A 24700-nucleotide genomic window follows, 5' to 3' on the forward strand; every position below is an offset into this window, starting at 1 on the left:
TATTCCTTAACTTTAAGCATGCAACAGAAATTATCAGAAGCCGACCTGATCATCAATCCTGATGGCAGTATTTACCACCTCAATATCAAACCTGAGGATCTTGCTCAGACCATCATCACAGTTGGTGATCCAGATCGTATATCTGAAGTATCTAAACATTTTGACCGCATAGAACTTAAGAAAGGCAAACGGGAATTCATCACCCATACAGGATATATTGGTCAGAAGCGAATTACCTGTATCTCGACAGGCATCGGTACTGATAACATCGATATCGTATTCAACGAATTGGATGCGCTGGTCAATATTGATTTCAATACCCGCCTGGTTAAATCCCAACTCACTTCATTAGACATCATACGCATCGGCACTTCCGGTGCCATTCAGCCCGACATACCAATGGGTACCATACTGGCCTCTTCTTTTGGCCTTGGCCTGGATGCACTCATGCAATATTATATTCATGAGCTTTCGGGTGATGAACACAGCATATTAGATAGTTTTAGGTCTGATTTTTCGCATATCAAAGGCATCACGCCCTATCTGACCGCTGCCGATCCCACATTGCTGAATACCGTGGGAAAAGATATGGAACAAGGCATCACCGTTACTGCGCCGGGGTTTTATGCGCCACAGGGCCGACAAGTACGCGCCAGAAATGCTGTGCCAAATCTGATTAACTTGTTGAACAGATTTAAATATCAAAACCACCGAATCACCAATTTGGAAATGGAAACAGCCGGCATCTACGCAATGGCGAAGGTCCTGGGACATAAAGCACTCTCGGTAAATGCTATTTTGGCAAGTCGCGTCAATTTTCAGTTCAGCAGCGAACCTGGCAAAGTAGTTGATAAGGCTATAAAGATGGTTTTAGAAAAATTAGTTTGATATCCTTTTTGGGTCATTTTAACTATATTTCGATGAAATTATCAAACAAAGAACAGCACTATGATGTTCATTTAACAGATTAAACAAGAAGCAATATGTTTAGGAAAGTAAAAGATAAATTAAAAATATCACTCATCAGTTCACTATTAAAAGACTATGAGACAGAAGAATTAGAGTCGGGAAAAAGATTAGTTTCAGTAATTGCAGGAGTTTATATCCTTCAGAAAGGAATCAGAAAGATCCGCAAACATCCCATTACAGCGTTTGAAGAAGTGGCTTTAGGAAGTATCCTGTTGTACAGCGCAGCAAGTGGCCTCAATAAAAAGATCATCAAAAAGCCTGTAGAACCTGCCGACATAAGAAGAAACCAGATTCAGGGCAATGATCCAAGATCTGCTGTGCCTGCGTTCGTTTAGGCACCAGCTATGCGCCCTGCTTTCCTTAAAATTCAGTGTCCGGGAAGGGACATAGGAACTATTTGTGCTTATTCAGCGCAAATAGTTCCTATGTCCCAGAGCAGATCACTTAATTTTACCTGTCATGACAAAAGTCAATTTCCCGCCATTCGTAATATCAGCATGCTTTATTTTAAACCCGTTTAAAGGCTTTCCATTCAGTAAAACCTTCGACACATATACGTTCTTGTCACTTTGGTTCAGCGCTTCTACGGTAAATGTCTTTCCATTTTCAAGAGAAAGTACTGCATTTTTAACTGCCGGACTTCCAAGTGCATACTCATCAGAACCAGGCGCTACCGGATAAAAGCCCAAAGAAGAAAATAGATACCAGGCACTCATTTGTCCGCAATCGTCGTTACCACCCAAACCATCAGGAGTCGATTTATACTGCATTTTTAAGATCATCCTGATTTTCTCCTGTGTTTTCCATGGCTGACCAACCCAGTTATACAAATACGCAACATGATGTGCTGGCTCATTTCCATGTACATAACCACCTATAATCCCCTCACGCGTAATATCTTCCGTGTCAGCAAAAAACTCATCCGGCAGGTGCATGGAAAATAGAGAATCTAGTCTCGAAGCCACACGCTTAGCCCCGCCCATCTCTGCAATCATCTCTGAAGGATCCTGAGGGACGAAGAAACTATAGTTCCAGGTGTTCCCCTCTATAAAACCCTGTCCATGCGTACTCAGTGCGTCAAATTCCTTTTTAAAAGAACCATCTGCCAGCTTAGGCCGCATAAAACCAATAGATTTATCAAATACATTCTTCCAGTTGCCCGCACGCTTGGTAAACTGAGCATACACACCATCCCTCCCCAGTTTTTTTGCGATCTGTGCAATGCACCAGTCGTCATAAGCATATTCCAAAGTATTCGAAACCGACGTTCCGCTGCGTTCAGCAGGAATATAACCCCGATCTATATAATCACCTATCCCCTCATAATTGCGGTGATTAGCGGTCATGATACAGGCGTCCAGCGCCTTTTGGGCATCACCATTATATACCCCTTTGATAATGGCGTCGGCCAGTACCGACACACTATGGTAGCCGCTCATGCACCAGTTGTCATTTGCATAGTGCGACCAGATCGGCAGCATTTTCAATGCGCTCTGGTCATAATGCGCCATCATAGACTTCACCATATCATTATTACGCGAAGGCTGCATGATGTTAAAAAAGGGATGTAAAGCCCTGTAAGTATCCCATAACGAAAAGGTGGTGTAGTTTGTAAAACCATCTGCCTTATGCACGCCCTGGTCCAAACCTTTGTATTCCCCATTTACATCACTATAGTTCGTCGGATTGATGAAAGTGTGGTATAGTGCCGTATAAAAATTGACCTTATCATCTTCAGCTGCATCAATTTTTATTTTATTCAGCTCCTTATTCCAGTCGGCCTGCGCCTGTGTTTTAAATTTATTGAAGTCCCATCCCTGTGCTTCAGTTCTCATATTCATCAGCGCATTTTCCTGGCTCACCGGCGATAAAGCAAACTTGATCTGGACCTTTTCCTGCTCTTGTGTTGCAAAGTCAAAGTACATCCGGATGCATTTACCTGCTATTTCAGGAAAGTTTTTGGTCTGGTCAAACTTCCTCCAAAAACCCTTGTATGCCTGTGTCTTATCAAAATTCTTCTGACCATAAGCTTTAAATGGCTTAGAGAATGTCATTGCGAAATACACGGTACGTGTGCGAGCCCATCCATTCGTTTGCCTATACCCGGTGATTAAGGTGTCATTCACTACCCTCACATACGTCCACACGGTTTTATCATCGTAATTATAAATGCCCGACATCAGGTCTAGGATAATATGAGAATCATCTGATTTAGGAAAAGTATACTGATGTATCCCGACCCTGTTTGTCGCCGTCATTTCCGCGGTAATGTGATCATCATCCAGTTTTACCTTATAATACCCTGCTTCGGCTGTTTCGTTTGCATGAGAGAAAGCCGAACGGAATCCCGATTTAGGCTCATCAGCAATTCCGGGATTTAGCTGAAGCTTGCCTTGAGTAGGCATGATCAGGAAATCGCCAAGATCAGAATGCCCTGTACCGCTAAAATGCGTATGACTGAAACCAACGATAGTCTTATCCTCATACTTATACCCTGCGCAGTACTTATACACTTCACCATTGTACTTACCATTCAGTTCATAAGACAAAGTATCAGTATCAGGACTCAACTGCACCGCACCAAAAGGCACCGTCGCTCCCGGATAAGTATGTCCCATTTTTTGCGTACCAATAATTGGCCTCACATATTTCACCAGATTCTGCTGGGCACTGGCCATTACCGGCGACAATAATAAACAGTACAATAATACCTTCTTCATTATATGGTTGTTTGATAAGGCTAATATAAAAATTTATTTAACAAAAACCTGCTTAAATCATTTGCTAATACGTTTGTGTTGTATTCTCAATCACCAATAACAACAGCTCTGGAAACCCCCAGTTATATACTCTTCAATACCCATTCCATCCCCACCTTCCTCACCTCCCTGCTGTCCTAAAAATTCAGTGTCTGGGATGGGACATAGGAACTATTTGCGCTTCTTCAGCGCAACTGGTTCCAGTCCCGGAGCAGATCACTTAATTTCCTAACTTCAAACAAATCCCTTACCTTTGCACGCTATAATATTAATCACCGGACCTTGAACCCGGGGCAGCATTAAAACACATGAGTAAAAGAGGAAGAATATTAGTTGCCATGAGTGGCGGCGTCGACAGTTCAGTAGCAGCAGTAATGCTACACGAACAAGGGTACGAAGTGATAGGCCTGACCATGAAAACATGGGACTACGCCACTTCAGGAAGCAGCAGTAAAGAAACAGGTTGCTGCAGTTTGGATAGCATCAACGACGCGCGTACCCTGGCCGTAAACTACGGATTCCCCCACTATATATTAGACATCAGAGACGAGTTTGGAGATTTTGTGATCGACAACTTTGTAGACGAATACCTTGCCGGACGCACGCCTAACCCATGCGTATTGTGCAATACCCACATCAAATGGGAAGCCTTATTGAAACGGGCAAATAAACTCGATTGCGAATTTATCGCAACCGGTCACTATGCCAATATCCGTCAGCAAGACAGTGGCCGATACGTAATCTCAAAAGGTAAAGATGAAAATAAGGACCAGTCATACGTGCTTTGGGGTGTATCACAGGAAAACCTGGCGAGAACTCAATTCCCTTTAGGTTCTTTTGCAAAATCAGAGATCAGGCAGATGGCTTTAGATATGGGTCAGGAAGAACTGGCTAAAAAGAGCGAGAGTTATGAGATCTGTTTTGTGCCCGACAATGATTACCGCGCCTTCCTGAAACACAAAGTAGAAGATCTGGAAGACCGCGTTGCCGGTGGTAATTTCATCACCAAGGACGGGATGGTCGTAGGTCAGCATAAAGGATATCCTTTTTATACCATCGGACAGCGTAAAGGACTGGGTATTGCATTTGGCGAACCGATGTTTGTGACCCAGATCATGCCGGAGAGCAATACTGTAGTGTTAGGCAGAGCCGAAGATCTGGAAAAACGCGAAGCTTTGGTGCGCAATGTAAATCTGGTAAAATACGGATCAATCACAGAACCACTGGATAATGTGGTGACTAAGATCAGGTATAAAGATGCGGGTATGTTGAGTACTATCGTACAGGAAAAAGACAAAATGCGTGTGGTGTTTGACCACAATGTATCTGCAATTGCACCGGGACAATCAGCTGTTTTCTATGAAGGAAATGACCTGCTTGGCGGCGGCTTTTTAGTATAAAGCCTAATCAGCTAAATTTCATTAGATATCAAATAAGGCGAGCCTGTTTTTACAAGCTTGCCTTTATTTTTTTCAAAATAATAATCTATTCTGCCCAGGTTTATTCCTGCAAAGCCAACCTGGTTGATGGTGGTGATCTCGCCATCCAGGTTCTTTACATCCTCAGGCTGCTCCATAAAAGTGTGTGTATGTCCGCCAATGATCAGATCAATGTTGCGGGTGTTTTTAGCCAATACCTGATCAGAAACTTTAGCAGTAGCATATTTGTAACCCAGGTGCGACAAACAAATCACCAGGTCGCATTTCAATTCGTTCTTCAGCAGCACTGCCATTTCATTGGCCTTCTTCACAGGATCCAGATATATAGTTTCACCATAATTCCTGTCGTCCACCAATCCTTTCAGCTCCAGCCCGATCCCGAATACTCCGATCTTCAGTCCGCTTTTCTTAAATATTTTATAAGGCTGTGTCGAACGGTGCAGCAGAGTATTTGAAAAATCGTAATTACTGCATAAAATAGGGAAATCAGCATGCGGCAGCTGCTTGTGGAATCCCTCCAGGCCATTGTCGAAATCATGATTGCCCATGGTAGCAGCATCGTATCTCATGGCCGACATCATTTTCATCTCCACTTCGCCACCATACAGGTTGAAGTATGGCGTTCCCTGGAAAATATCGCCCGCATCCAATAGTAATACATGCTGCTCCTTAATGCGGATTTGTCCCACCAATGCTGCGCGTCTTGCTGTGCCGCCCAGTCCCTGGTATTTAGATCCATCAAGCGGAAAAGGTTCTATCCGGCTGTGCACATCATTGGTATGCAGGATAGTTAGTTTTACCAGATCGGTTCGTTCTAATGCCAGCGCATCCATTGAATCCAGTGCCAGTGCGAATGTAGCAGTCGCAAGAGCTCCAGTTTTTATGAAATTCCTGCGGCTAAGCTTTAGTAATTCTTCCATCTAATTCTGCATTAAGCGTTTTTCCCCTGGCTTCAGATTCTTTGATGTGATTCAACAATGCGTCACGTATTTTAAGACCCAAAACTTTCTTTTCAGTGATGCCTTTAAAAACAGGTACATTATCACCACCCCCGCCAATATAATCCGAGGTAAGAATGCGGTAGGTTTTATTCGGATCCAGCGGCTTACCGTTGATCAGAACATCAACAGCCAGCTTATTACTGATCTTCATTTTTAATCGCGACACCGGCTGTCCATTCGTGCTTGCTATAAAATTCAGGATGCTTTGAACCTCAGTTCCCTTCACATTGAATACAACCAGTTCATTTTCAAAAGGCATCAGTTCAAATACATTGGATACCGTGACATTTCCTTTCGGCAAATCAACCCTTAAGCCCCCTTTAGTAGAAGGCAAAGCAAAGTCAATATCAGCATCCAGTTTTAGTGCTTGCTGCAGTACAGCATCCGAAAAGAAATTACTCAAAAGACTTTCAGGCAGGGTGTCGCTGCTTTTCTTTGACATTAAAACTGCCGAGCGCCCGATCACCTGACTCATTTCAGCATCCAATTTAGCTTTGTAAGGGAGGTATTTTTTGATGATATTGCTGTCTGCCGACAAATCCTGATTGATACTATAATCTGAACGGCTGCTTTTTACGACTTTATAACCTGAAGAACAGGAAGCTATAATGCACGCCAATAATAAGATTGCATAAATTCGAAAAGATCTGCAACAGCGCATTTTTTATTTTAAGTTCTTTACGATATCATCACTCAAAGGAGTAGTTTTTGAACGGAAACGGTGAACCAGCTGACCTTTTTCATTGATCAGGAATTTCTCGAAGTTCCAATTGATATCACCTTTAAAATCAGGGTTTTCTGCTGTAGTTAAGTACTTGAACAATGGTGTGATGTCCGCACCTTTTACACTGCTTTTTTCAGCAAGAAGGAAAGTCACGTTGAACTTGCCGGTGCAGAATTCTTTGATTTCGCTATTTGTAGCCAATTCTTGTCCTCCAAAGTTTCCCGTCGGAAAACCTATTAAAACCAGATTCTTACCGTATTGCTTGTGTAGCTTCTCCAGTTCATCATATTGAGGTGTATAACCACATTTGGAAGCTGTATTTACGATCATGATTTTCTTGCCTTTAAATTTTGAGAGTTTAATTTCTTTACCGTCGATGGTCTTGAAAGAGAAGTCATAGACACTTTTTGCCGGAGGGTTTAAAAACAAGCTAAGAATAAGCAATAATGTAGTCATAATAATCAGTGTTAGGAGGAACCATATGGTCCATAAATGGATATACGAAGTTAAGCACAAAAAGATTGCTTTTATATAATCATTAAGTAAAAAGATTGACCGCATAAAAGAGCAGGTGTGCTGTAATTCTCTCCTGCTTTTGTCTTGCTTTTCTCTTGCTCCTCTCTTGCTATTCTCTTGCTCAACCAGGAAAATAGCCGATTTTAGGCAAAAGTCTTTCTGGTCAAAAAATGAATCGAATACTTTGTCACTTGCTCAGATATTGAGTATATTAGCATTAACTTATTATTAACAAATTAAAGAAACTGACATGGCACGTTTAAAGCTTGGCCCGTGGGGCGGCATTGTCGGCGCATTAGGTAATCACGTAGGTTACATCCGTAAAGGAATCGCCGTTTTGAGGATGAAGTCCCATCCCACGAATAAAAAAAGGACTGATAAACAAAAGGCAACGACGCAGCGTTTTCAGCTGATCATTAAATTCATTGCCAGCATGAATAATTTTACCAATGTAGGTTTTGATGTAGCTGCGCGAAAGGTATCGCCTACCGCACAAAACCTCGCTGTATCTTACAACACCAAGAATGCGATTACCGGTGAATATCCGAATCAGGAAATCGATTATCCAAAAGTAAGGGTGTGTGAGGGAACTCTGCCATTGGCGACAGGTATAGCGGTGACCGCCGAAGATATGGGCGAGACTGTTAAACTAGCGTTTAGCTGGCAAACCGAAACCGATCTGCCGGCTGCGAGTCACCGGGATCAGATCATGATGCTGGCTTACTTACCTGAAATAAAAGAATCCGTCTATCTTGATAGTGGCGCCCGTAGGAATGAGGGTCAGGATTTCTTAATGATTTCGAAGAATTATGGAGCTAAGCGCTATCCGATAGTTGTGACCTATGCAGAGACTTACATTGCTTTCGTAGCAAACGACAGGAATAATATTTCTGACAGTTTATATTGCGGACGTATTGAATTCTAAGTACTGCAATTGAGCCTTTTAGAAAATAAATTATTAGAAAATTTAGATCGGATTTTGATTATAGCCTTATTTATAGCTTTATTTGCAGAAAAACCTCCTGAATGGCTAAGAATTTATTAATAGTTGAGTCACCTGCGAAAGCTAAAACCATAGAAGGATATTTAGGCAAAGATTTCCTTGTTAAATCAAGTTACGGACACATCCGTGATCTGGTTAAAGGAGATATGGGCATAGATATCACTAATAATTTTGCCCAAACCTATGAAGTACCCGCTGATAAGAAGCAGGTAGTAGCAGAGCTTAAGAAGTTAGCAAAGGAAGCCGAGATGGTATGGTTAGCGTCCGATGAGGACCGCGAGGGAGAAGCGATTTCATGGCATTTGTATGAAACGCTTGGACTTAAGGAAAATAAGACAAAAAGGATTGTTTTTCATGAAATTACCAAGCCGGCCATATTAAAGGCAATAGATACACCACGTACTATAGATTATAACCTGGTGCATGCCCAGCAGGCACGCAGAGTGCTCGACAGGCTCGTAGGTTTTGAACTTTCTCCGGTATTGTGGAAGAAGATCAAACCTTCTTTGTCGGCCGGTCGTGTACAGTCAGTAGCAGTACGCCTGATCGTGGATCGCGAACGTGAAGTCAATAAATTCAATGCCGCTGCGGCATATAAGATAACGGCACAGTTTCTTACCGGTAAAGGTAAAGAACTGGTGAAAGCTGAACTGCCACAACGTTTTGAGAAAGAAGCAGATGCTGAGGCTTTCCTGAATGACTGTGTGAATGCTGGATTTTCTGTGGATAGCTTGGAAACCAAACCTGCGAAACGTAATCCGGCAGCGCCGTTTACTACTTCTACCTTGCAGCAGGAAGCCTCCCGTAAACTGGGTTATTCAGTTTCCAGGACCATGCAGATCGCTCAGCGACTGTATGAAAGCGGACGAATTACTTATATGAGAACGGATTCGGTAAATTTATCGGAGACTGCATTGCAGGCTGCGGCTGCCGAAATCAAATCTGCTTACGGCGATAAATACCATCATTTAAGAGTATATAAAACGAAATCTGCAGGTGCACAAGAGGCTCACGAAGCCATCCGCCCTACTTACTTCAATCACCATACTGTTCCAGGAGATAGTTCTGAACAACGCTTATATGAGCTGATCTGGAAACGTGCCATAGCTTCGCAAATGAGCGAGGCTTTGTTTGAAAAAACAACTGCTCAGATCGCGATCAGTACACGTAAGGAAAATCTGATTGCTGAAGGTGAAGTGATGAAATTTGATGGTTTCCTGAAAGTATACCTGGAATCGTCTGATGAAGACGATGCTGATGATGCTGAAAATGCAGGATTACTGCCTCCATTGGTACGTGGCCAGGAACTGACATTGAGAGAGATGAATGCAACGGAGCGTTTTTCAAGACCTCCGGCAAGATATACTGAGGCCAGTCTCGTTAAAAAACTGGAAGAACTGGGTATTGGCCGACCATCTACTTATGCGCCTACCATTTCTACGATCCAGAATCGTGGTTATGTGGTAAAGGAAGACAGAGATGGCCGTCAGCGTAGCTTTGGTTCGATCGTATTAGCTGCCGGTAAGGTGGTAAAACAGACCAAATCTGAGATTACAGGAGCGGAAAAAGGAAAGCTATTCCCTACTGATATAGGTGAAGTAGTAAACGATTTTCTGGTAGAACACTTTAAAGGTATTGTGGATTTCAACTTTACAGCCAATGTAGAGAAGGAATTTGATGAGATCGCACAGGGACTTCAGGAATGGACGAAGATGCTTCACTCCTTCTATACGCCTTTTCATATTGAGGTAGAAACTACATTGGAGACGGCAGACCGTGCCAATGGCGAGCGTTTGCTGGGTATCGATCCTGCGACTGGTAAGAACGTTTATACTAAGGTTGGACGATTTGGACCGCTGGTACAAATTGGTGAGAACGACGATGAGGAAAAGCCACGCTATGCAAGTCTGGCTAAATCGCAATCGGTCGGTACTGTAACTTTAGAACAGGCGCTGGAGCAGTTTAAACTGCCTTTTTCTTTAGAGGATTATCAGGGTAAAGAGGTTGCTGTGGGTGTTGGCCGTTTCGGACCTTATGTGAAATGGGGCGATGCTTACATTTCGGTTCCGAAGAATGAAGATCCCCTGACGATAGATCAGGCAAGGGCTATAGAGATTATTGGCGAGAAGATCACTGCTGATGCACCTGTTGCGCATTATGAAGGATTACCAGTAACTAAGGGTACCGGACGTTTTGGGCCGTTCATCAAATGGAACGATTTGTTCATCAATGTGCCTAAGGCTTATAATTTCGAGTATCTGCGTGAGCAGGATATTGAGGAACTGATCCTTAAAAAACTGGATAAGGAAGCAAACAGGTTTATTCAGCAATGGGAATCGGAGAAAATTGCAATTGAAAATGGCAGATGGGGACCGTTTATCCGTTTTGGTAAAGAAATGCTGAAACTACGTAAAAACCCTGCTACCAACGACAAATATACACCTGAGGAATTGGCTTCAATTGCTTTGGAGGATGTGAAGAAATTAATCGTAGAACAGGTTCCAGGTGCATTCGAGCCAAAGGCTAAGAAAGCTGCTGCTAAGAAGACTGGTGCGGCGACAAAGAAGGCTCCTGCGAGAAAGAAAGCAGTAGCAAAGAAGTAAGCTGATTCCGTCATCTCGAGGTACGAGAGATCTCTTGAACTGTATATAAACAAGAGATCTCTCGTACCTCGAGATGACGGGTGTACCTGATATAGGAGCATAAGAGATACAAAACCTATGAAGAAAGACCTTCCGGAAAATATTGTTGAGGATGTAGCTATGGCAGTAGTGCTGATTAGCGAAACTCCTGAAGTAAAGAACTGGACTGTTTACCTGGTGAATTTAAAAAATGAACCCATTACCAATGTTTTGATCAGCTCTAAAGGCTACGGTGAAAAGGATGGGAAGATGGTAAAGACTTCTGTGCTGAGACATTTCCTTGAAGATCTGAAACCCAGGTCATTTAAAGGTGTTGAAGCCATTGATCCGGAAGTATTCGGACTGACTAACGAATATTGGCTGAGTTATTACATCGACGGAGTTATATTCGATAAGAAATTTATCTTTTTGCCGGAAAGCATTGTAGACGAAAATCTAATACATATACCCCTGGTCGATATGCCAGGGGTAATGATTAAATAAGTTGGTGCTGACGATGTGCATAATAGATCAATTTGCAGCATCAACCTTAGTTTCAATGATGTCCTGGATGCTTACAGGCAAGCCGGATAACAGGTTGTAACCCGTAGCCGCTTCAATAGACCTCACACTTACACGGTATTTCTTCCAGTCTGAATCAATGGTATTCACATTAGGTGTGTTTACAGCGATGACACGTGTTGTGGCTGAAACCCTGCTGACATCATCGTTACCCGTAGGTATGATCACTGCAATCTTCCACACGTTGGCAGGTACTGTTACTTTTCCATTAGCAATAGTAGATGCACTTCCTTTGCTGCCTACCCCACCGGTTCCGTAACTGCCCATAATGATGTAAACCTCGTTGCCCTCCAGTACTTTGGTACGCAGATAACCTTCCAGGTTGTTCCAGGTTTGCTGGTTGTTTTGCGGCGCCTGCGGAATCATATTGGTCATCAGGAATGTGGCACTGTTGGCATTGGTAGAACTGGTTCTGTCGGCCGAAGGAACATTATGTCCCCTATCAAACCCAGAGCCTGAATAACTATTGCTCTGTACCACAAAAACACTTTGTGGAAGACCATTGAAACCTGCGAAATTATCAAGTCTGTCTGTAGCGCCGGTAAAATTACTCGCATCCAAGTGCCAGCTTACCCAGTTTGGTGTACCGCGTGTACTGCTGTAAGATTGTACATAGTAGCTTTGATCAATTAAAAGATTATCCAGACTTACTGAATTGGCATTGGATGGATTTCCGAATAAGGCGTTACTATTATCGCCCGCTACTGGTTGTGCATCGGTGCCGGCGATTACACCTCGTGTGCCTGTGGGCGGACTTCCAGGATCCGGATCAGTAGGGTCTGGATCTGGTGTCGGGGTTAATATTCCAGGGTCACCTGTACCCTTGAAGGTGATGTCGTCCAGGTTGATGCGGGTTGTCCCCTCCTTTTGGATCTGGAAGCGAACTTTAGTTGTCGCAGTGATAGCAAAGGAATCCAGTTTTAGGGCAGTATTATCTTCTGATATATCTGCGCCCAATTGCGTAAAACTAGTCCCGCCATCCGTAGAAATCATCAATTTCCATGTAGAAGCACCATCACTTCCATATTTACCATGTTTGATGTACAATTTGGATATACCACTGACATCAAAATTCATCGTTAATTTTCCAGTACGCAGTCGGATACTTTTTAATCCGTTCTTCAGATCTGCGGTAAGGTTTCCAACCAATGCATCATCTAAGGTCCAGCTGCCCGTAGGCATTTTTACCACTGCACTTGCATAGGCACCTTTGGCCGGAGTGTTTTCGAAATCCTCTGTAATGTTGTAGACCGCCGGAAGTGCGACCGGTTCTTTGACAGTAGGTTTTAGTTCCTGGGTAGTTTTCTTGGAGCAGCCTGCGAGGACAAGCGCAAGGCTCCCGCAGATCAGTAGTTTTTTAATCATAAGATGTAAGTCAATAAGCAGGAGTAAAATTGAAATATTTATATTATTAAAATGTTAGAATACTGATATATCTTCTAACATTTTATAAACAAGTATAATATTGTGAGAATAGAATCAATTTATTTCTTAATTTTCATTCATCTACTATCTCAATTAATTTGTATGAAATTCAATCTTCCCCTGTTCATTCAGAAAAACAAAAAGGGCATCATCATTGGAACTGTTGCCTTTGTGCTCTTCGCCATTGGCTCATTCTTTTTCTTCAAAAAAGACAAGCCCAATGATTACAATCAGAAATATGCAAAGTACATAGAGGCCTATACCTCCGGTACAATTTCCAAAAAGAGCTTTATCAGGCTGCATCTGGCCAGTCAGGTAAAAACGATGAACGATGTAGGCGTGGCAGATTCAAGAGATCTGTTTAGCTTCTCTCCTTCCGTAAAAGGCAAAACGTTCTGGATTGATGCCCAAACGGTTGAGTTCAGGCCTGATGAGCCGCTTGAACCCGGCGAAGATTATCAGGCGACATTTGACCTTGCTAAGGTTACCGAAACCGAAGAAGGACTGCAAGATTTTGAGTTTGAGTTCAGGGTGATCAAACCTGGCATGAGTCTGAGTCAGGAAGGTTTGGTATCCCAGAACAATACTTCTATGGATTACATGAAGCTAAAAGGAGAAATCATTACTTCTGATCAGGAGGAAGCCAAAGCTATAGAAAAATCTCTGGAACTTGATTTTGAGCAGCCGCTGAAGGTAAAATGGCAGCATAATCCAGAAAAGAACAGCTATGCTTTTACAATAGACAGCATTAAAAAAGGAAAATCGGACAAGGTGCTGAAGCTGAACTGGTCGGGCAGCCCGATTGACGCCGATGCAAAGGGTACTGTTGTAGTTTCAGTTCCGGCTCTTGGCGTATTTAAGATTCTGGATATGAAAGCCGTACAGGACCTGGAAGATTACGCTTTGGTGCAGTTTTCAGAACCTGTGAGTGTGGCCCAGGACTTAGCAGGTTTAATTTCACTTGCCGGACAAACGGATCTGAGGTTTACCATAGATGGTAGCCAGGTAAAGGTTTATACAGCTGCGGCGCTGGAAGGTAACTATACCTTTACAGTAAATGAAGGCATAGAAAACATTGCCGGCAGGAAACTCACTACAGGTAAATCTGCGAATATTGTTTTCGAGAATAAACTTCCTGCAGTCGTGATAGCCGGAAGTGGCACGATACTGCCCAATTCAGGTAAATTGGTATTGCCTTTTGAGGCAGTAAACCTGAAAGCGGTTGATGTGACAGTGATTAAGATCTATGAAAACAATATCCCTCAGTTTTTTCAGACCAATGGTTATAAAGACGGTGGTGAACTCAGACGTGTAGGTAAGCCGATCGTGCAAAAGGTCATTCGTCTGGATGAAGACAAAGCACTCGACCTGCACAAGAAAAACCGCTTTACCCTGGATCTGGACAAATTGATCAAGACAGAGCCCGGGGCCATGTACAGAATTACAATAGGCTTCAGACAGGAATATAATGTATTTAAATGTGCGGAGATCACCGCATCGGGTAATAGTGATTCGGAAGATGAATATGGTTATGAAGGATATGGCGAAAAAATAGACGAGGATGATGATTTCTGGGAAAGGTACAACAGCTACTACCCTAACAATTATCGCTGGGAAGACCGGGCAAATCCTTGTACCCCATCCTATTATACGAATGATAAATGGGCCAGCAGAAACATCATGGCCTCGAATATTGGGCTGATCGCTAAACGTGGTAACGACAACAGCATGCTGGTTATCGCGACTGATTTGCTTACAGCGAAGCCAATGAGTGGTGTGGAACTGGAGTTCCTTGACTACCAGCGTCAGGTAATCCATACGGCAAAAACTGATGGTGACGGAATGGTTACTTTTGACCTGAAACGTAAGCCTTTCTTACTGATCGCCAAAAATGGTACGGAAAGAGGCTACCTCAAAATGGACGATGGAGGTTCACTTCCTCTGAGCCGGTTTGATGTAGGTGGCGATGTGGTACAGAATGGTTTGAAAGGATTTATATATGGTGAGCGTGGTGTTTGGCGTCCTGGAGATTCGGTATTCGTTTCCTTTATCCTGGAAGACAGACTGAAAAAACTGCCAGGCGGGTATCCGGTTACTTTTGAGCTGTATAATCCACAGGGACAGTTATTTAAGCGGATCATTAATGGTAAACCTTTAAATGGTTTCTATGCGTTTAAAACAGCTACAGAAAGTACCTCACCTACTGGTAACTGGATGGCTAAAGTAAAGGCCGGTGGTGCTACTTTTACCAAGACGATAAAAATTGAAACGGTGATGCCGAACCGATTGAAGATCAACTTCAATATTGGTAATGCGACTTACCTGGGTATTGGCGGCGCATCTTATGCTACGTTATCGGCAAACTGGTTATTTGGTGCTCCAGGTAAAAACCTGAAAGCTAAAGTGGACGTGAACCTGAATACCATGAAAACCACATTTAAGGGTTTTGATGCGTATACATTTGATAATCCAACGGTAACTTTCCAATCACAGGTAAAAACAATTTTTGAAGGGACTTTAAATGACAATGGTGTAGCCCAGGTAAATACCAGTCTGAATGAGAACAATACTGCTCCCGGTATGCTAAAGGCCAATTTTACCACTAAAGTATTTGAAGCGGGCGGTAATTTCAGTATAGATAATTTCAGTATTCCTTACCATGTTTACAACAACTATTATGGGATAAAAACTCCTGATGGTGACAAAATGAGCGGAATGCTGCTGACCGGTCGGGACCATAAGATTGAGATCGTGAATGTAGACAGAAATGGTAAACTGGTGAATGGTGGTAAGACTGTTGATGTGGAACTTTATAAAGTGCAATGGCGCTGGTGGTGGGAACAGGACAATGAAAATTCCTTTGCGAATTTCACCCAGAACTCTTATAATAAGCTGGTTAAGAAAGAGAATATAACACTTTCTAATGGTAAAGGCAGTTGGAATGTCAGGATTGATGAACCGGAATGGGGACGCTACCTGATTTTAGTGAGGGATGCAAACGGCGGACATGTAACCGGTAAATCGATATATATCGACTGGCCGGGATGGGCTCAGCGTGAGCAGGGCAGCAATCCGACTGAGGCCTCTATGCTTTCATTTACCGCCAATAAAACCAAGTTCAGCGTTGGTGAAGAGGTCGTATTGACTATTCCGTCCGGCGAAGGCGGCAGGGCACTGATTTCAATTGAGAATGGCAGCAGGGTTTTGAAAACCTTCTGGACAGACACCAAAGCGGGACAAACCCAGTTTAAGTTTAAAGCGGAAAAAGAAATGGCGCCAAACGTGTTTGCAAATGTGACCTTACTGCAGCCACATGTACAGACGGTGAATGACTTGCCGATCAGGATGTATGGTGCTATTCCTCTATTGATCGAAGATCCGCAAACGATTTTGAAACCAGTGATTAAAATGGCAGACAAGTTAAAGCCAGAGACTGAAAGTACGATTACGGTATCGGAAGCGTCGGGCAAGGCCATGACTTACACGATTGCTATAGTAGATGAAGGATTGCTGGATCTGACCAGGTTTAAAACTCCTGATCCTCATGCTGTTTTCTATGCGAGAGAAGGTTTGGGTGTGAAGACCTGGGACTTATTTGATTATGTATTGGGTGCATGGGGTGGCAACCTGGAGCGCATCCTGAGCATTGGTGGTGATGGTTCTGTGAACAGGAACCTGAATCCGGCTAAGGCAAACAGGTTTGTGCCGGTTGTGAAATACATGGGGCCATATACCTTGAAAGGCGGTTCTGCGACACACAAATTTAAACTGCCTCAATACATCGGAGCAGTAAGGGCGATGGTGGTTGCCGGGCAAGACGGGGCTTATGGCTTTGCAGAGAAATCTGTGCAGGTGAAGAAACCATTGATGTTGTTGGCCACCCTGCCACGGGTAATTGGTCCGGGTGAAACCTTTACCCTACCTGCCACAGTATTTGCTACAGAACCTAATTTGAAAAATGTTTCGGTACAATTACAGGCACAGAATTTACAGGTTGTGGGTGGTAATACGCAGCAAATGAGGTTTAATAAACCAGGTGAACAACTTGCTTATTTTGAAATCAAAGCGCCTGAGATGATTGGTATCGCAAAAGTGAAACTGATCGCTCAGAGTGGAGCAGAAAAAGCTGTTTATGACGTGGAAATGGACATTAGAAATCCAAATCCATATGTAACCAATGTAGTCTCTGCAGTGATACAGCCGGGTACAAACTGGTCTGTGAATTATGCACCGATTGGAATGGCGGGCACCAATTCAGGTACTGTGGAATTGTCTTCGATCCCTCCTATCAATCTTAAAAAACGCCTGAGTTACCTGATGCAATATCCGCATGGCTGTGTGGAGCAGACAACTTCTGGTGTGTTCCCGCAATTGTATTTGGATAAACTGACTGTCCTGAATGAGCAGCAGAAAGCAAATACAGAGAAGAATATTAAAGCAGGGATTACGCGTTTGCGAGGTTTCCAGACACCTGACGGAGGTTTAGGTTATTGGCCGGGTGCTGGCAGTTCAGATGAATGGGGCAGCAATTATGCAGGTCATTTTTTAATTGAAGCTCAAAATGCGGGTTATACACTTCCGGTTGGCATGCTGGACGAACTGGTGCGCTATTTAAAAAGCAAGGCGAATAACTGGTCGCCAAACAGCAATAACTTTTATGGTGGCGACCTGCTGCAATCTTATCGTCTGTATATTCTTGCGTTGGCAAAAAGACCTGAAATTGCGGCAATGAACAGATTAAGAGGCTTTGAATATTTATCGGTGACGGCAAAATGGCGTTTGGCTGCTGCTTATAAACTTGCCGGACAGGCAGATGCCGCAAATGGTCTCATCAGGGGATTGTCTACAGAGATCAAACCTTATAATCAACTGGGTGGCACGTATGGATCCGAAGTGAGAGATGAAGCAATGATCTTAGAGACATTAACGCTGCTTGGAAGAAAAGGTGATGCCGCCAATCTATTGCAGCCATTGGCAGCTAAATTAGGACAGGATACCTGGTACAGTACGCAGACTACAGCTTATAGTTTACTGGCCATTGCTAAATTCTGCGCACAGAATAGTGCTTCTAATAACATCAAGTATAATTATACGATAGATGGTAAGAAGGGTAATGTAAATACAGGACAGTATATCATGAGCACACCGCTTTCGTTTAAAGGTGGAGTTTCGGTATCGAATACGGGAAGCCGTGTGTTGTTTGCCCGTTTGATTCTGCAAGGTCAGCCTGCTGCCGGGCAGAACAATTTCCTGCCTAATGATCCGGCGGTAATGGATTTGAATGTGAGTTATAAATTGCTGAACGGAAAGGCTATAGATCCGGTTAGCTTGAGACAAGGTACCGATTTCTATGCTGAGGTAACGATTAAGAATCCGGGCAGAATGGGATATTATGAGCAAATGGCATTAACACAGATCTTCCCTTCAGGCTGGGAGATCATCAATACCAGGGTGAACGATAATGAAAGCATTATCGCTTCATCTCCATATACTTACAGGGACATCAGGGACGACCGGGTATTTACTTATTTCAATCTGAGAGAGAATGAAACAGTAGTATATAAGGTATTGCTGAATGCATCTTACATAGGCAGGTATTACCTGTCGGCAGTACAATGCGAAGCGATGTACAACAACACGATCAGCGCAACTGAGAATGGTAAATGGGTTCAGGTGATTAAATAGTTAGTTTTATAACCTTGGCCATACATTGATCAGTAAATACTTAATGAACCCAATAAAGAAACGTAAAACAGTAGCAAATTTTTCCATAACAATTGATTTATTACAGATCAGTTGTTATGGAAAAATGTTACCTGGTGAACATCACGTCATCCCGAATTTCGAGGGATCTCTTGGTTATAATATAGTTCAAGAGATCTCTCCCGTCGTCGAGATGACGAATTACGATGGCAACAGACGAACTAGAATAGTGTAAAAGAGGAATGTTAAAGAGACAAAAAATTATTCTTGTTACGGATATGGTATGCCTTGTGGCGGTGCTGATATTCCTATTTTCGCTGCCTTCAAAGCTTTTTAAATTCCCTACTTCTTATGTAGTGGAGGCTTCAAACGGGGAATTGCTGAGTGCGGCAATTGCAAAAGACGGACAGTGGCGGTTTCCTGCAGCGGATACTGTGCCTGACAAATTTGCGAAATGTATTGTTGCTTTTGAAGATAAACGGTTTTATGGACATCCTGGGGTAGATATACTGGCCTTGTCCAGGGCCATGAGGCTGAATGTAAAAGCCCGACGGGTGGTAAGTGGCGGGAGTACGATAACCATGCAGGTAGTGCGTTTATACAGACGTGAAAGCAGAACAATGATTCAAAAACTGATTGAGGTGCTTTTGGCGTTCAGACTGGAGTTTTCAAACTCCAAGCAGGATATTTTAAAACTTTACGCTGCAAATGCGCCATTTGGAAGCAATGTGGTGGGACTTGATGCAGCAGCATGGCGCTATTTTGGGAGAAGTGCGAAAAGCTTGTCTTGGGGTGAGATGGCTACACTCGCTGTATTGCCAAATAGTCCTTCGCTGGTGCATCCGGGTAAGAACTCGCCCAAGCTGATTAAAAAGCGGAATGACCTGCTGGACAAGATGGCCCGTCTTGGAATCATCGATGTACAGACTGCGCAACTTTCTAAACTGGAGCCGATACCCGGGAAGCCACTTGAGCTTCCGCAATATGCTCCTCACCTGCTCAATAGGTTTAAAAGTGAATATACTTCATTGAGTAAAAGTACTGATGCTGTTAAATCGACAAGGATCACGTCAACGTTGAACTATGACCTTCAGTTGCGGGTAAATAGCTTATTGAAACGGTACAATAACCGATATCGGGCAAATGACATCAATAACATTGCTGCAATGGTACTGGATGTGCGGAATGGCAGCGTAATCAGCTACGTGGGTAACATTTATCAGCCTGAGGTAGCGGAGTTGGAAAGTCATGTGGACATGATCAAAGCGGCACGCAGTCCCGGTAGTACACTTAAACCATTGTTGTATGGCAGCATGCTGAATGATGGCTTTATATTGCCAAGAACACTCGTTGCAGATGTTCCCACACAAATCGGAGGATATTCGCCACAAAACTATGACCTGGGTTATGACGGTGCCATTCCCGCTGATAAGGCGTTGAGCAGGTCATTGAATATCCCTGCGGTGAAAATGCTTCAGAATTATAAGTACCAGCGCTTCTATGATAAACTGAAGCGCATGGGGCTTAGTACTTTAAATAAACCAGCAGATCATTATGGACTGTCATTGATACTTGGGGGCAGTGAGGTCACCATGTGGGATCTGGCTAAGACCTATATGGGCATGGCCAGAACACTGAACCACTTTAATGACTATAAAGGGAAATACAATCCGCATGATTATGATGTGCCTGTTTACATCGCCGGAAAAAGAGATGATCGTTTTGACGACTTTGAAACGGAAGTTGCTTCTGTATTGGATTATGGTTCCATATGGAATACTTTTAACGCCATGGAGGAGCTGATGAGGCCAGGTGAAGAAGGATTGTGGGAGCAGTTTTCTTCCTCGCAAAGACTGGCATGGAAAACAGGGACCAGTTTTGGGTTCAGGGATGCCTGGGCTATCGGACTGAATCCGGACTATGTGGTTTGTGTATGGGTTGGAAATGCAGATGGTGAAGGCCGGCCGGGCCTAACGGGCATTGACGCTGCAGCCCCTGTTCTGTTTGATATTTTTAAGCTACTGCCTTCAGGTAAGTGGTTTAAAAAACCAGCCAATCAGCTGAAGAATATTGTGGTATGTCGTAAAAGCGGTTATAAGGCAGGTGAATATTGTACAGATAAGGTATTGGAGCAGGTTTCTCCGGCCGGAGAAAAAACAACCTTATGTCCATACCATAAGATGGTACACCTGGACAGGACGACGACCTACCGGGTGACCGATGCCTGCGAAGCTCCCTCGATGATGGTACATAAAGCCTGGTTTGTACTGCCTCCGGCGATGGAATATTATTATAAGATCAAGAACAGCGACTATAAAGACCTCCCTCCATTTAAAGCCGGCTGTGATGATGGTGGAGGAAATTACGTGATGGATATGATCTATCCGAAGAACAATGCCAGTGTCTATATACCCATAGAATTTGATGGGACACGCGGTAAAGTGGTATTAAATGCTACACACCGCAATCAGGGTATGATGATCTACTGGCATATTGATAATGAATATATAGCCACCACAAAAGATTACCATCAGTTGGCCGTTAGTCCGGCGCCAGGTAAACACACGCTGACTCTGGTGGATGAAAACGGCGAACGGCTGGTACAGGTATTTACTGTATTGGAAAAAGAAAAAGATTAATCCCTGTGGATCAGCTGACGCTCTATCCCTCCGATGGTGATCAGGTATTGAGCAATCATATAAGTTCCCATGATCAGTACACCCGCATGTGGCAGTTCGGTTACAAACTTGTTGTAAGCGAGAATAGAATCTGATAAAAGGAAAAATATAGCTCCGGTAAAGATCAGTTGGAAACTCTCCTTATTTACACGCATGTTCCTGAATGCTGCCATCATCATCATCAAACTAATAATGATTGTATATGCCAGTACCGGAACCCTCATGATGCCCAGGTACGGGCGGAGGAAGAAATAAAAGCTGATGCTGAAAATGAAACATAATGCAATGGCGATCCTCGCTCCCTTTTTATCAAGTTCAGGCGCAGAACGGAAATCGAGATAGAATGCGCTGGTATAACAAATGTGGCAGGTCAGGAATGCAATGAGTCCATACATGAAAAAAGAAGTATTCAGGTTGTTGAACATGAGGAATACATCTCCGGCGAGTGCGAAGAATAGTCCGGCAAACAGGCGTTTGTGAAAACGCCCTTTGAGACCACCGGTGCTCAGACAGAACATGATCAGTAAAGAGATTACAATCAGCGGCTTGACGATGAGTCTCAATGTATGCAATTGATTGAATTCTGCTACCAGCTGCAGGATAAATATGGTGGCGAACAGGAGGTTAAACTTCGGGTATTTCTTCAGCATTAGTATTGATTTTTTGAAGGTTATAGAACCAGATAATAGAAATGATCTGTATGCCTGAGAATATGACCTGGTATCCTATCGGGAATTCCAGGAGCAAAACTATTAAAATACCGAGGATAAGTCGGGAATATTCAAAATAAATCAGCCATTTCTTTCCTTCCAGCAATGCACCGCAGGTCAGTAAAGTAAGTATGACGAAAATGGTACCGATGACTACAGGAAGTATCGGTAACGTTTGATGGAGAAACAAAATGGACGATCCGGCAATTAAGCCTACAACAAAGTGTAGCAACACATAACCTGAAAGCTTATTGTGGTATTCAGGATTGTATTTACTGTAATTGAGCGGATCTATTTCAGGAGCAGGCTTGAAACCACCCATGTGTGCAGGAAACCATCCGGGAGGTTTGAGAAATACCCTGATCTTATCCCTCCATGACGGACTTTGTTTAGCAGTACGCCACAGTTCATCCCAATAGTGAAGATTGGCCCAAACAGGGTTCCAACTTGCTAAAGGTGTAGTAATCCCGTAGTACACATCCTCCTCTTCCTTTTGGAATGTACCAAACATCATATCCCAGATGATCAATGTACCTGCATGATTTTTATCGATGTATTTTGGATTAGAGCCGTGATGGACACGGTGGTGCGAAGGCGTGTTTAGAATGTATTCCAGAGGGCCGAGGCTTTTAATGGCCCTAGTATGGATCCAAAACTGATATAAGGTATTAAAAGCGCTGAGCGTAAGGAACATCACCGGATCGAAACCTACAAAGGCAAGCGGCAGGTAAAATACCCAGGAAAACCAGCTTTGGAACCAGGACTGCCTCAGTGCTACGGTAAGGTTATATTCTTCGGACTGGTGGTGCACGATATGCGCGGCCCATAATGCATTGACCTGATGGCTCATTCTATGAAACCAATAATAAAAGAAATCAACGCCGATAAATAGAATGATCCAGGTCCATATGTTATTTGGAATGTCAAATAGGCGCCAGTTTTCGAATATGTATTTGTAGCCAAAGAAGAGCGCCGTTTTCATAAAGATACCGATAATCTGTTGGCCTATGCCCTGGCTCAGATTCGAGATAGAATCGTTGAGCCGGTAATAATTGAGTTTTTTGTAGAAGGTATATGCAATTTCAATACCTATCAGGATAAAGAAAATAGGGACCGACAATGCAATATAATCTACATTCATGACTACAATTTAATAAAAAAAAGCAGCAATAATGACATAGTCATCACTGCTGCTCTAATATATTAAAAAATAGAATCAGTAAACTGAAATAGAAAAAAGCTAGTTAGTAGCTTTTTTCTGTGCGGTTGTTACGTTTGAAACCACCACCACCGTTTCCGCCAGTGTTTGGTTTTTCCTGCGCTTCAGCCACTTTAATACGGTTACCGTTGTAATCGCCACCGTTCATGCGTTTGATCGCTTCTTTTGCCTCTTCATCTACCGGCATTTCCACGAAACCAAAACCACGACTTTGACCAGTTTCACGATCCTTGATAATCCTAAGTGATTTTACTTGACCGAAATCACCAAATACGGCTGTTAATTCATCTTCCCCTACTTCTAACGGAAGGCCTGTAATAAATATCTTCATTAATGTCTAAAAATTTGTACAAAAGTAAGCATTTTTTGCTTAAATTCCAATGTAAGTGTCAGTTATAAGTATAATTGTTTATTATAGGTTGTAACACACAAAAGAATATTTTGTTTGAAGCAGGTATTAAATCCCAATATTTAGGTCAATTTATCCTTTAACAGACCCACAGTGCGCTGCCAGGCAAGCTTGGCTGCTGCTTCGTTGTATCTTGTCGGCGAAGTGTCATTATTGAAGGCATGATTTACCCCTTCATAAATATAGAGCTTATAATCTATTTTATTCTCCTTCAAGGCCGCTTCATATGCAGGGATGCCCGCGTTAACCCGCTCGTCCAAGCCTCCGTAATGAAGCATGATGCTGGCTTTAATTTTAGGAACATCTTCACTTTTGGGCTGAGTACCGTAATAAGCCACGGCAGCCAGTAGTTTTGGATCTGCGACAGCCAGTTTATTGGACATTGCCCCTCCCCAGCAAAAACCCATACATCCTGTTTTGCCATTGCCATCTTTTCGGCTCCTCAAATACTCCAGTCCCTTCAGGTAATTTTGAAGGTTCTTCTCCGGATCCAGTTTACCGATGAGCTCCCTGCCTTTGTCTTCATCAGCAGGTGTACCACCGAAAGGAGACAGTGCGTCTATTCCCATTGCGATGAAACCTTCAGCAGCCAGTCTTTTGGTTACCGTGATGATGTGTGGATTTAATCCCCTGTTTTCGTGAATCACTACCACACAGCCCAGGTTCTTTTTATCCTTAGGTTTAGCAAGTACGGCTTTCACATCGCCCTCTGCTCCCGGGTAAGTGATGTCTTCAACGCTAAGCTCATCTTCATTTAATGTTGCGGCAGCGGCATAGTTGTTTTCCAGGAGAGGTAATACTGTTAAAGCCAATGCTGTGCTGCCCGTAATGATGGCTAGCTTTTTCATGAATTCCTTCCTGCTCAGACCGGTGTGTGTGTATTCGTCGTACAGGTTAATGATTTTCTGATCCATATCGGTAATGATTAAGTTTACTGAGGAC

Annotated in this window: 17 protein-coding genes; 8 read left to right on the forward strand and 9 right to left on the reverse strand. The window is 43.2% G+C overall.

The window, feature by feature from the left end; translation table 11 throughout:
• The first annotated feature begins 18 nt into the window (after window positions 1-18).
• Both FA047_RS05185 and FA047_RS05190 read left to right on the forward strand, forming a co-directional pair.
• Window positions 19-888, forward strand: coding sequence for a nucleoside phosphorylase (locus FA047_RS05185; RefSeq protein ID WP_136834900.1), 870 nt, complete (start codon window positions 19-21; stop codon window positions 886-888).
• Between the two features lie 95 nt (window positions 889-983).
• A complete protein-coding gene (locus tag FA047_RS05190) occupies window positions 984-1304 on the forward strand; it encodes a hypothetical protein (RefSeq protein ID WP_136834901.1) in 321 nt (106 codons plus the stop codon).
• Between the two features lie 105 nt (window positions 1305-1409).
• Here the strand turns inward: FA047_RS05190 and FA047_RS05195 are convergent, their stop codons facing one another.
• Complete coding sequence (locus FA047_RS05195; protein ID WP_136834902.1) at window positions 1410-3689, reverse strand: GH92 family glycosyl hydrolase; 2280 nt, start codon at window positions 3687-3689, stop codon at window positions 1410-1412.
• 347 nt (window positions 3690-4036) lie between these two features.
• Between FA047_RS05195 and mnmA the strand changes: the two genes are divergently transcribed.
• Window positions 4037-5128 (forward strand): tRNA 2-thiouridine(34) synthase MnmA, encoded by a 1092-nt coding sequence (gene mnmA, locus FA047_RS05200; RefSeq protein ID WP_136834903.1) that lies wholly within the window; start codon window positions 4037-4039, stop codon window positions 5126-5128.
• 11 nt (window positions 5129-5139) lie between these two features.
• Here mnmA and FA047_RS05205 read toward each other — a convergent pair whose 3' ends face one another.
• From FA047_RS05205 to FA047_RS05215, 3 genes are read right to left on the reverse strand one after another with little or no spacing between them, the layout of a single operon-like run.
• Entirely contained in the window at window positions 5140-6087 is a 948-nt protein-coding gene (locus FA047_RS05205; RefSeq protein WP_136834904.1) for a bifunctional metallophosphatase/5'-nucleotidase, read from the reverse strand.
• Window positions 6065-6787 carry a 5'-nucleotidase C-terminal domain-containing protein gene (locus FA047_RS05210; protein WP_225872634.1) on the reverse strand — a complete coding sequence of 241 codons (723 nt, stop codon included), beginning with the start codon at window positions 6785-6787 and terminating at the stop codon, window positions 6065-6067. Before FA047_RS05210 ends, FA047_RS05205 begins: the two co-directional genes overlap by 23 nt.
• Window positions 6788-6832: 45 nt before the next feature.
• The gene (locus FA047_RS05215; RefSeq protein ID WP_136834906.1) at window positions 6833-7348 is read right to left on the reverse strand and encodes a glutathione peroxidase; all 516 of its coding nucleotides are present in this window, start codon (window positions 7346-7348) and stop codon (window positions 6833-6835) included.
• A gap of 310 nt (window positions 7349-7658) precedes the next feature.
• Between FA047_RS05215 and FA047_RS05220 the strand changes: the two genes are divergently transcribed.
• The 3 genes from FA047_RS05220 to FA047_RS05230 all read left to right on the forward strand — a co-directional run bounded on the left by FA047_RS05220 (window position 7659) and on the right by FA047_RS05230 (window position 11536).
• Window positions 7659-8333: a DUF6266 family protein gene (locus FA047_RS05220; protein ID WP_136834907.1), complete on the forward strand. Its 675-nt coding sequence runs from the start codon at window positions 7659-7661 to the stop codon at window positions 8331-8333.
• Window positions 8334-8434: 101 nt separating this feature from the next.
• Window positions 8435-11014, forward strand: coding sequence for a type I DNA topoisomerase (gene topA / locus FA047_RS05225; protein ID WP_136834908.1), 2580 nt, complete (start codon window positions 8435-8437; stop codon window positions 11012-11014).
• A gap of 117 nt (window positions 11015-11131) precedes the next feature.
• A complete protein-coding gene (locus FA047_RS05230; protein WP_136834909.1) occupies window positions 11132-11536 on the forward strand; it encodes a hypothetical protein in 405 nt (134 codons plus the stop codon).
• Between the two features lie 27 nt (window positions 11537-11563).
• On the opposite strand, the gene FA047_RS05235 is transcribed toward FA047_RS05230, so the two are convergent.
• On the reverse strand, window positions 11564-12979 hold the full coding sequence (locus tag FA047_RS05235; RefSeq protein WP_136834910.1) for a DNA/RNA non-specific endonuclease: 1416 nt from the start codon (window positions 12977-12979) through the stop codon (window positions 11564-11566).
• A 162-nt stretch (window positions 12980-13141) separates the two neighbouring features.
• Here FA047_RS05235 and FA047_RS05240 point away from each other — a divergent pair, with 162 nt between their 5' ends.
• Window positions 13142-18724, forward strand: coding sequence for an alpha-2-macroglobulin family protein (locus tag FA047_RS05240; protein WP_136834911.1), 5583 nt, complete (start codon window positions 13142-13144; stop codon window positions 18722-18724).
• A gap of 260 nt (window positions 18725-18984) precedes the next feature.
• On the forward strand, window positions 18985-21381 hold the full coding sequence (gene pbpC / locus FA047_RS05245; protein ID WP_136834912.1) for a penicillin-binding protein 1C: 2397 nt from the start codon (window positions 18985-18987) through the stop codon (window positions 21379-21381).
• Here the strand turns inward: pbpC and FA047_RS05250 are convergent.
• The 4 genes from FA047_RS05250 to FA047_RS05265 form a co-directional block, all read right to left on the reverse strand.
• Window positions 21378-22070 (reverse strand): lysoplasmalogenase, encoded by a 693-nt coding sequence (locus FA047_RS05250; protein ID WP_136834913.1) that lies wholly within the window; start codon window positions 22068-22070, stop codon window positions 21378-21380. The two genes, pbpC and FA047_RS05250, sit on opposite strands and share 4 nt — an antisense overlap.
• Window positions 22045-23271 (reverse strand): sterol desaturase family protein, encoded by a 1227-nt coding sequence (locus tag FA047_RS05255; protein WP_136834914.1) that lies wholly within the window; start codon window positions 23269-23271, stop codon window positions 22045-22047. Before FA047_RS05255 ends, FA047_RS05250 begins: the two co-directional genes overlap by 26 nt.
• Window positions 23272-23374: 103 nt before the next feature.
• Entirely contained in the window at window positions 23375-23680 is a 306-nt protein-coding gene (locus FA047_RS05260; RefSeq protein ID WP_136834915.1) for an RNA recognition motif domain-containing protein, read from the reverse strand.
• Window positions 23681-23820: 140 nt separating this feature from the next.
• Window positions 23821-24672, reverse strand: coding sequence for a dienelactone hydrolase family protein (locus tag FA047_RS05265; RefSeq protein ID WP_136834916.1), 852 nt, complete (start codon window positions 24670-24672; stop codon window positions 23821-23823).
• Between the last annotated feature and the right edge of the window lie 28 nt (window positions 24673-24700).

This window comes from Pedobacter frigoris (assembly GCF_005116445.1).
GTDB lineage: Bacteria > Bacteroidota > Bacteroidia > Sphingobacteriales > Sphingobacteriaceae > Pedobacter > Pedobacter frigoris.

What these genes read in the sequence shown, in the direction of transcription:
- FA047_RS05195 (WP_136834902.1), bottom strand. Translation starts at nt 3,689, where the DNA reads ATGAAGAAGGTATTATTGTACTGTTTATTATTGTCGCCGGTAATGGCC.
- FA047_RS05255 (WP_136834914.1), bottom strand. Translation starts at nt 23,271, where the DNA reads ATGAATGTAGATTATATTGCATTGTCGGTCCCTATTTTCTTTATCCTG.
- FA047_RS05215 (WP_136834906.1), bottom strand. Translation starts at nt 7,348, where the DNA reads ATGACTACATTATTGCTTATTCTTAGCTTGTTTTTAAACCCTCCGGCA.
- pbpC (WP_136834912.1), top strand. Translation starts at nt 18,985, where the DNA reads ATGTTAAAGAGACAAAAAATTATTCTTGTTACGGATATGGTATGCCTT.
- mnmA (WP_136834903.1), top strand. Translation starts at nt 4,037, where the DNA reads ATGAGTAAAAGAGGAAGAATATTAGTTGCCATGAGTGGCGGCGTCGAC.
- FA047_RS05190 (WP_136834901.1), top strand. Translation starts at nt 984, where the DNA reads ATGTTTAGGAAAGTAAAAGATAAATTAAAAATATCACTCATCAGTTCA.
- FA047_RS05250 (WP_136834913.1), bottom strand. Translation starts at nt 22,070, where the DNA reads ATGCTGAAGAAATACCCGAAGTTTAACCTCCTGTTCGCCACCATATTT.
- topA (WP_136834908.1), top strand. Translation starts at nt 8,435, where the DNA reads ATGGCTAAGAATTTATTAATAGTTGAGTCACCTGCGAAAGCTAAAACC.
- FA047_RS05185 (WP_136834900.1), top strand. Translation starts at nt 19, where the DNA reads ATGCAACAGAAATTATCAGAAGCCGACCTGATCATCAATCCTGATGGC.
- FA047_RS05230 (WP_136834909.1), top strand. Translation starts at nt 11,132, where the DNA reads ATGAAGAAAGACCTTCCGGAAAATATTGTTGAGGATGTAGCTATGGCA.
- FA047_RS05235 (WP_136834910.1), bottom strand. Translation starts at nt 12,979, where the DNA reads ATGATTAAAAAACTACTGATCTGCGGGAGCCTTGCGCTTGTCCTCGCA.
- FA047_RS05240 (WP_136834911.1), top strand. Translation starts at nt 13,142, where the DNA reads ATGAAATTCAATCTTCCCCTGTTCATTCAGAAAAACAAAAAGGGCATC.
- FA047_RS05260 (WP_136834915.1), bottom strand. Translation starts at nt 23,680, where the DNA reads ATGAAGATATTTATTACAGGCCTTCCGTTAGAAGTAGGGGAAGATGAA.
- FA047_RS05205 (WP_136834904.1), bottom strand. Translation starts at nt 6,087, where the DNA reads ATGGAAGAATTACTAAAGCTTAGCCGCAGGAATTTCATAAAAACTGGA.
- FA047_RS05220 (WP_136834907.1), top strand. Translation starts at nt 7,659, where the DNA reads ATGGCACGTTTAAAGCTTGGCCCGTGGGGCGGCATTGTCGGCGCATTA.
- FA047_RS05265 (WP_136834916.1), bottom strand. Translation starts at nt 24,672, where the DNA reads ATGGATCAGAAAATCATTAACCTGTACGACGAATACACACACACCGGT.